This is a genomic window from Endozoicomonas sp., assembly GCF_031844845.1.
In the GTDB taxonomy this organism is placed as follows: domain Bacteria; phylum Pseudomonadota; class Gammaproteobacteria; order Pseudomonadales; family Endozoicomonadaceae; genus Endozoicomonas.
The window spans coordinates 1-2,712 of sequence record NZ_JAVRMB020000055.1 but is presented as its reverse complement, the minus strand read 5'-3'; the positions used below and the strand labels follow the sequence as shown (position 1 = coordinate 2,712).

At 41.6% G+C, this 2,712-nt stretch carries 3 protein-coding genes and 1 pseudogene; 3 read left to right on the top strand and 1 reads right to left on the bottom strand.

Annotated elements, in window-relative coordinates:
* The 3 genes from RM811_RS02480 to RM811_RS02470 form a co-directional block, all read left to right on the top strand.
* Window positions 1–291 (top strand): hypothetical protein (locus tag RM811_RS02480; RefSeq protein WP_402520438.1); only part of this gene is annotated, 291 nt, incomplete at its 5' end.
* A 12-nt stretch (window positions 292–303) separates the two neighbouring features.
* A complete protein-coding gene (locus RM811_RS02475; RefSeq protein ID WP_402520436.1) occupies window positions 304–1,083 on the top strand; it encodes a transposase in 780 nt (259 codons plus the stop codon).
* A gap of 408 nt (window positions 1,084–1,491) precedes the next feature.
* Window positions 1,492–2,211, top strand: coding sequence for a hypothetical protein (locus RM811_RS02470; RefSeq protein WP_402520434.1), 720 nt, complete (start codon window positions 1,492–1,494; stop codon window positions 2,209–2,211).
* A 50-nt stretch (window positions 2,212–2,261) separates the two neighbouring features.
* Here the strand turns inward: RM811_RS02470 and RM811_RS02465 are convergent.
* Window positions 2,262–2,333, bottom strand: a pseudogene (locus RM811_RS02465) (IS3 family transposase); the annotation flags it as partial.
* Window positions 2,334–2,712: the final 379 nt, after the last annotated feature.

The following is a 2,712-nucleotide window of genomic DNA, read 5'->3' as shown; positions in this document are numbered from 1 at the left end:
GGCATACGAGATGCTTACGGACGTCTCGTGGGCTCGGAGATGTGTATAAGAGACAGCCTGACACTTGAACGTTGCTTGGAAAATGCACCGGCATGTCGAACACATCATCAGCACAGTCGAAAAAAGAACCAGAATCAGTATATTCTTGGGCAGTGTTGGGTCTATCTGGCGATCGCCTTTCATCGGGCTTCTTCAGATAAGGTATACACAGCCATTCCTGTCATGGCTTTTCCATCGCCTAAATCAGGTAATACCAGCAAACTCAAAATTGCATGTGCGATGTTGAAATAGGTACGACAAACATTGTCTGACAGAGCTATTCGGTTACTCACTGACTGTTGGTTTATGAACTATACACTCATGCAGCCCGCTCTTGAGCTTGGCTATGAAGTTATTGGTCATATACCAAAAAACAGAGCCCTCTTTGCGTTACCCATTGTCGCCCTTCCTCCATCGCCTTTTAAGAGAAAGGGAAAACCTCGTATATACAGCGTTAAAATGACTCCCGAGGAGGTCGAGAAATTGCCTGAAACGACAATGTCTGTGTGGCTTTACAAAAAATACCGCCAGGTTTCTTTTCGTTCCTGCATATGCCGTGCTCGTTTTCTTAAAGGTCGCATTGTCCGAGTGGTTTGGAGTCGGTTTGTAAATGATAAAGGGAAGACGGAAACCAAGTTGTTCTTATCAACCAATCCTGATCTGGAGGCCAAGGAGGTTTTATTGGCTTACTCAATGAGGTGGCCAATTGAACCTATGTTTCAGCAGCTGAAACATCAATTTGGGTGTAAACATTTTTGGCAAAGAGAACTCAGAACCTTGTTACGATGGATGCATATAAAGATAGCAGTGTATGCCATTTTGCAATTGTTGACTATCTGCAAAAATTCGGTCGCAGTAAAGGTGGCAAAAATTGACTGGAGACTTCCTGGCACCGTTACTGCCGGTACGATCATGCAAGCACAGCGTTTGATTATTCCTCAGTTCCGAATCCGGGGTTGCTGGAACCGATATGAGCAAAAATTAGAGCTGATTTCGGGAAATAAAAATAACCGTACGGATAGTATTTCGTCGAAAGCAGCATAACTGCCCACAGGTCATAAAATTTAGTGATTTTGACCGGACCAAATTCGATGTCTGGTGGTTTTTTGCTTTCTTGCTAAAATTATTTTTACGAATGACCGTACATGGAAAGCTCTAAACCTGAGTTTCTGTGGGTATCCTATTCTTTGTCCTATTCTTTGCTGCCATAAAACGGTTCGTTTTGTATTTAACAAACTGACAAACTACCGAATCACTATATTCATAAGAGAATGACTGAGCCATGAATCTGAATTCAAGTACATACATAGCTGACCCAAAACCTATTACTCCAGAAATAGCTGGCGATAGAAATAACTGCACTAGCTATCACTCAACTCAGGTTTTTATACCAAGAGGTGAGGGTGGTTTTAATCAAAAAACATTTCTTCACACAAGAAGAATAGAAAATGCATGTATCTTAAGCTTAGTTCCGTTTATTTGTGGAGACGACAAACCATTCAACGGATTCTGGACCAGCTCTTTAATAGAATCCGATCAAAATGGAAAAAAACAACGGAATGGCTCAATTGGTTCCGCAATAATCAACCGAAGCGCATAGGAAAATTCGCTGAACTTTTTCACGTATCTGGGGATGCTAAAATTTTCTCAGTGGATTCTCATTTAGATCACGAATATTTAAAAAATAATTTTCCACATCCACAAAGTAACAAACTTACAGATTGGGTGAGTATTTCTTCTCTTTATGATGCAGTTCATTGCACAAAATATTTACTTCCCGATTGGGATTGTGAGTCGACTCTTTGGCTTAACACTGAAAAATTGAAGCCTATAAAAACGTTGAAAATTCAAGAAGGAGCGATTGAGACGGATAACTCTGTTGATGTTAATAATGGAAACCTGTCATCTCGCCCCACAGAACAGGGTGGCGCTGTTAAAGTTGAAAGTAGAAATCCGGATTCCGGTGCTTCAGGAGTAACTGCTCAAACTTTACATGAAGATTTTGATGGAATCTCCTTGCTGCCCAGTAAAGAGAGTAAACAGTCAAAACCTACGATTTCTCCTGTTAAAAATGAGCAGTTACCTTCAGGAGGTGGTATGGCAAGGTTTTTCCGGATACTTTTTCACGCTGCCTTGGCAAGTTTTTATTCATACCTGAATTCGTATCATTAGTGCTTTCTCTGACGGTTATAAAACACTTCGATATACTCAAAAATTGCCTACTGAGTCCCTTCCCGAGTCTGAAAGCCCTCATGGTAAATGATCTCTGTTTTCAGCGTATGAAAGAAACTCTCGTCGGGGAAAAAGGACATCCATAAATTTATCTATACTTAACCATGGATAAATTTATTATGGATGTCTCAATTTGTGTCTATTTGTGCTTCTCTATTTGTGTTTGTGGTTGTTCGAAAAGAGTCAAATTTATTGGATGCCCCCCATTGCTCCTTCCCATTTGCTCCTGTCATTCCGTACAGGGATTGTACGGAATCCACCAGGCAGGGATAGCCAGCTGGCAGAGCGTTCACATCCCTGTGAAATAGATCCTGTACAATCCCTGTACAGGATGACAGTGGGCGGGGAGTATCACTGTCATTGTGTACATGGACTGTACACAATCCATCCGGCAGGGAAAGCCAGCCATCAAGCTACACCTCCCTGTGAATGGATCCTGTA